Source organism: Cobetia crustatorum, from assembly GCF_000591415.1.
Taxonomy (GTDB): Bacteria; Pseudomonadota; Gammaproteobacteria; order Pseudomonadales; family Halomonadaceae; genus Cobetia; species Cobetia crustatorum.
On record NZ_JEMF01000101.1, the window covers coordinates 1 to 4820 of the forward strand.

General features: G+C 41.1%; 7 protein-coding genes. 1 reads left to right on the top strand and 6 read right to left on the bottom strand.

The features are described 5' to 3' along the window. Positions 1 to 269: ISAs1 family transposase (locus BF12_RS23605; RefSeq protein WP_024953070.1), on the bottom strand; the 269-nt coding region annotated here is incomplete at its 3' end. A 47-nt stretch (positions 270 to 316) separates the two neighbouring features. On the opposite strand from BF12_RS23605, the gene BF12_RS23610 reads away from it, so the two are divergent. Next, on the top strand, positions 317 to 679 hold the full coding sequence (locus BF12_RS23610) for an integrase core domain-containing protein (protein WP_024953185.1): 363 nt from the start codon (positions 317 to 319) through the stop codon (positions 677 to 679). Between the two features lie 104 nt (positions 680 to 783). Here the strand turns inward: BF12_RS23610 and BF12_RS23615 are convergent, their stop codons facing one another. Genes BF12_RS23615 through BF12_RS23635 form a run of 5 tightly spaced genes read right to left on the bottom strand, consistent with a single transcriptional unit; the run spans position 784 to position 4326 of the window. Then, a complete protein-coding gene (locus BF12_RS23615) occupies positions 784 to 972 on the bottom strand; it encodes a hypothetical protein (RefSeq protein ID WP_024953186.1) in 189 nt (62 codons plus the stop codon). Next, positions 972 to 2177: a His-Xaa-Ser system radical SAM maturase HxsC gene (hxsC, locus tag BF12_RS23620; RefSeq protein ID WP_084488179.1), complete on the bottom strand. Its 1206-nt coding sequence runs from the start codon at positions 2175 to 2177 to the stop codon at positions 972 to 974. Before hxsC ends, BF12_RS23615 begins: the two co-directional genes overlap by 1 nt. 2 nt (positions 2178 to 2179) lie before the next feature. Further along, on the bottom strand, positions 2180 to 3688 hold the full coding sequence (gene hxsB, locus BF12_RS23625; RefSeq protein WP_211242476.1) for a His-Xaa-Ser system radical SAM maturase HxsB: 1509 nt from the start codon (positions 3686 to 3688) through the stop codon (positions 2180 to 2182). Further along, positions 3663 to 4001 (bottom strand): His-Xaa-Ser system protein HxsD, encoded by a 339-nt coding sequence (hxsD, locus tag BF12_RS23630; RefSeq protein WP_024953188.1) that lies wholly within the window; start codon positions 3999 to 4001, stop codon positions 3663 to 3665. Before hxsD ends, hxsB begins: the two co-directional genes overlap by 26 nt. 25 nt (positions 4002 to 4026) lie before the next feature. Continuing rightward, the gene (locus BF12_RS23635; RefSeq protein ID WP_156941202.1) at positions 4027 to 4326 is read right to left on the bottom strand and encodes a hypothetical protein; all 300 of its coding nucleotides are present in this window, start codon (positions 4324 to 4326) and stop codon (positions 4027 to 4029) included. Positions 4327 to 4820: the final 494 nt, after the last annotated feature.

A 4820-nucleotide genomic window follows, 5' to 3' on the forward strand; every position in this document is an offset into this window, starting at 1 on the left:
AATGCAGTTTGCAGCTGCTCGGCATTCACCAGGGCCATCACCCTGGCCAAGGTATCGTGACTCGGCACGCCAGCTTCAAAATCGCCGTACTGGCGAAGAAAGTCCAACTTCGCGCGGCCAAAATCTTCGATTTCGTCCCAACCTTCTGCACCGCAGATCACCGCACAGACGATCAGAAACAAGATATCCGACAGCTGATGCTGCACTTTCCACGCCTGGCGGAAGTCGGGAACAATCGATAAATGGTGCATAAGAGACGGTGTCAGCATCGGATCATCCATGAGCGAAAGCTGCTAAATGACCACATGAGGTCCTTTTGGTAAAGCGCCACGAGGCCCGTCGTAGAGCGGTTTTTCATGCATTTTCCCTGCCCGACTACCCGATGGACGGATACGAGAACCTGTCAGCGGCGCAGCAGTGGGTGACGCGCTTCGTGCAGTGGTACAACCACGAACACCGCCACAGCGCCATACGGTTCGTCACCCCGGGGGAGCGGCATGCCGGCCTGGATAACGAGGTGCTGGCAAGGCGAGACGCCATCTATGCCGAGGCGAAACGGCAACATCCCGGGCGGTGGAGCAGTGCCACCCGCAACTGGACACCGCGCCGGACAGTCTGGCTGAACCCCGACCAGGAAGACCCGCTGGTTCAACAGGATCAGCGATTAGAAGCCGCCTGATTACAGGTTCCAACAAGCTTGACAGACATCGCTGAGATAACAGTTCAAACTAAAGTGCAATACCTTAATCAGCAGGTATTGCACTTGTTCTTCATAACCAAAAGTCAGGTTTTTCTCTTCTTTTTTTCTTCCCAAACCGATTCGAGGACATTTCCTTTAATAGTGACATCACCACTATTTATATAAGCAAACCCAAGCTTACTCCTGAACTCATTGACTGAGATAAGTTCTTGTGCCAGCGCCGAATCCAATGCTTTATAAAAGCCTATTTCATTTTCAGATTTTGAATTCATTAACATATCTCCTTAACTGGAATCATTTTTTCAAGCTCCATGAACGGTTTGATAAAATCACTTGTTTTCGTTAAGCTAAACCCTGTACTAAAGAAGCCGCCACATTCGTTTTTGCGCATACATGGAGTACATTTTTCTAAATATTCATTTTTCCAATCAGAGATACTGTTGACGGAGAACTCACGGGAATATTCTGACAAAAGACATAATTGATGATTATAAATCATCGTTTTAACTCTAGATGCCTGTAAGATTCTACATGCCTGATCCAGTTCATTTCTATAATCATGAGGATCGATCCAAAGCGCCTTGAAGTTCGCTTTTGTAAATCCAGTTAGCTCTAACCCCATAAATGCAACATGTTCTACGAATGCCAAATTCCTTGCAATAAATCGAGCCAAGTCTGGTAGGCGGGAATAAGTTTGCTTATGTATAACCACTCTTAACTCTACGCGTACTCCATCACGACGAAGATTAAGAATCCCTTTAATAGTTTCTTCAAATGCATTTTTCGCTTGAACTATAAAATCATGTTGTTCTGACAAGTCTGAGTAAAGTGGAATACCTAACATCAAATTAGGATGTTTTATTCGCTTAAGAGCTCGTGAATTAGCTCTATCAGAAAAGCTTCTTCCATTAGTGAGAATATGTAGATATGTTTCTGGAAGGTAGCTAGATGCAGCTTGGACTATTTCTAAAAAACCGTCATCAAGTAACGTCGGCTCACCACCAGTAATACCTAGAGATGTAGCACTACGCGGCATACACTTAATAGCATCACAGGCATCTTTAATAAGGTAACTATCATCAACATTCCTAGGAGGTTGGGAGCACATCAAGCAGAAACTATTACAGCGCTCGGTTACCAATAAGCTATTATGATCTGAATCAACCCTAAACAGCACACGAATTTCATTTGCATAGGCGTTAATTCGTATCACATCGCCATTCTTGATGTAAGAAAACTCCGGATCTAAAGATATGAATTTACTTAAGCGGACATCTTGTATTGACTGCCTGGAAAGTATAGCTGCATAACCAGAGAGGATATCCTCTGGATAGTCATTAACATTATCGAGGACAATAGCATACTTTTTTGCCAATACTCTAGGTAAATGCGGATTTTCAGTAACAGAAAGAATTATCGGCTCAGGACTTTCTTCCCAATTATAAAATCGACATTCTTTTGAATAAAGTTTAATCATTGCTAAATCCAACTCTGTAGAATATTACGTCGTACAGGGTCATTCTCCATGATATCTAGAAGATAATTTACGATCGACTTAGTCTTGACACAAAAACTACTGAATGCTTTATGTCCAACGAAATCTTTTTGCGTAGCATAGTGATAAACAGGATCACTGCCGCAGAATGGCTTATATGCACACTGATAACAACCAGGCATACTATCCGTCAAAGAATTTTCTATAACATCCAACAGGCCAGATTCCAAAAAAATAGTTTCATATGAATCGGTCAGTATATTGCCAAGCTTGAACCTTTTATCTTCCATCTCGGCCAGCATACGAGACTCATCTGAAGCATATACGTCGCCATCGTAATTAAATACAATAGCAGATAGTCCTGCACCTGCGGGTGATTGTAGGTCAACATAGCCAGTTGGATAAGATTGAAATATTTTTCTTAGTATAAGAGATGTATATTCCTCGGTAAAAGTGACACCAGATTCATTAATCTTAAATATATATCCCAGTGACTCCTTATAAAACTCGAAAAATCTCTCAAAATCGTACTTTTCAATTTGATGGGTTTTGATTGCAAACCCGTAAGGAGATAATGGACGCAAGAATATTCCATTAAAACCTGCATCAAGATATTCATCAATAATTTCATTAGAGCTCGAAAGACTGAGCTCTGAAGTTGTCATCAAAGCGCTTATTTTATCTGGGCCAAGCCTTGATCTTACTTTCTCAATATTACGTCTTACAATTTCATGACCGTCCTTTCCTGGCCTTGGCCTATTACGGTCATGTATTTCTGAAGGTCCATCCAATGAGGTAGATACTAATATATTGTGCTGATAGCAAAACTCCAAAATCTCATCATTAACCAAGGTAAGATTCGTTGCAATGACAAATGCCAAATTACGGCCTTCTATTTTATTAATTTTTTCAGCTTCAATAACGATGAATTTAATCATCTCCCAATTAAGGAGTGGCTCGCCCCCTTGGAATTCAATTTTTATATACTCTGATGGAGTACGAAACACAAAATCGAGTGACCGCAAAGCGGTTGCTTCATCCATATCATATTCACTAGCTGCTTCTTTCTTCCGAGAAACTTGACAATATGGACAAGAATAGTCGCACCTCAATGAGACAACAAAAATATGCAAAGAGGTAAACTGCCTATAAACAGAATGCTTGGTCCTAAGCTTTAGAGATAAAAGATCAATGGGCGACTCTTCCCCAGCTTCATAAAGAAAATGCCTGGATTTTAATGCGGCATAACTCTTCGAAGATGTATCAAGCCTTTGATGAACAAATGCTGTCAGCTCTTCTTCTTTAAGCCTTACATATTCACCTACTTCATTCGTCAGCAGATAATCACCCTTAACTCTCTCGAAATTGAAGGGTAACAACTTATAACTACTTCCTTCAGTCTGAATGTTTGAATAAAAGTCAGGAGATTGAAATTTTTTAGCTAGCCCGCTTATTTTTTTATCCATTTCATTCAACCAAATCTGTGTTTGCAAAAGCATTCGCTAAGATAAGATTACGTACCGTTTCAGTTTTAGAAAAAACGACTTCACGCAGCTCTTGATCAAGGGCTTCGCGATAAAATTTTTGCAAAATATCTTCGAATTTCTCTTTTCCAAGATCAATTGGAACGCGAAATTCAACTACAGCGGACTCACCGCCATTAGATAACTGAAGATTGTAGAAAAATTCATTTGAAAACTTGTAGCAAGTTTTTTTAAGAGCTTCAAGTGAAACAACAGCGAGATCAATCTCGGTTGATATCAATTTAGTATCACTTGCAATATCTACCAAGTTTATTTTATGCATGTTTTTAATATCACTTATTTATCTATCAGTAAGACGAAGAGTAATGAGATGAATGAGAACGATGCGATGAATGAGAACTATGTGAAGAATGAGAACGATGTGAAGTATGATATGCTAATGATACACCTTGAACCAAAGACATGGGGCGCTCTATTATAAAAATCTCTTTTGTAATCGGCCGATCAATATTAATCTCTGAAACAAGAATATTCAGTTTCTGTTCTACTTCAGGTGCTTGTTTATCCAAGACAGCAGCATTAGTGGATATCGATGTCAATGCCGCGGCAAGAACACTAGCAGGCTTTAAATATTTTTTCTTAGACATTGTAACACTCCTGTAACAGTAATTTACGTTTTAAACTCCACTGCTACCGCAAGGTACCGCTCTACAGCAACACCTTCTTTGGTACAGAACATTAGCTTGCTAAAAATGTCTATATCCAAATATGTGAAATTTAGTGAAACCGTATATTAACCGAAGACAGTCCTTGATGACTAGATGCTGTCATTTTTAAACGACAGCAGCGTCACCAAAAGGAGACACTGCTGTATCCCGGCTTATTCATGAGGCCGACCTGAAAACGAAGGTGGCGAGTGGTTTTCTCTTGTAGAATCATGATGTTCCTGCCAGAACACGATTCAAGAGGACCCCCACTGTCACGCTAGTTGGAGTATCAGCGGCTGTTAGACTCTGAACCATATGGGGCGTGATGAGGTTCCGATGAAGTACTCCGACGAGCGCCGGGAGGCCATCCTCAAGAAGCTGCTCCCGCCGCACAACCGCACGGTGGCAGAAGTGGCCCAGGAAGAAGGCATCTC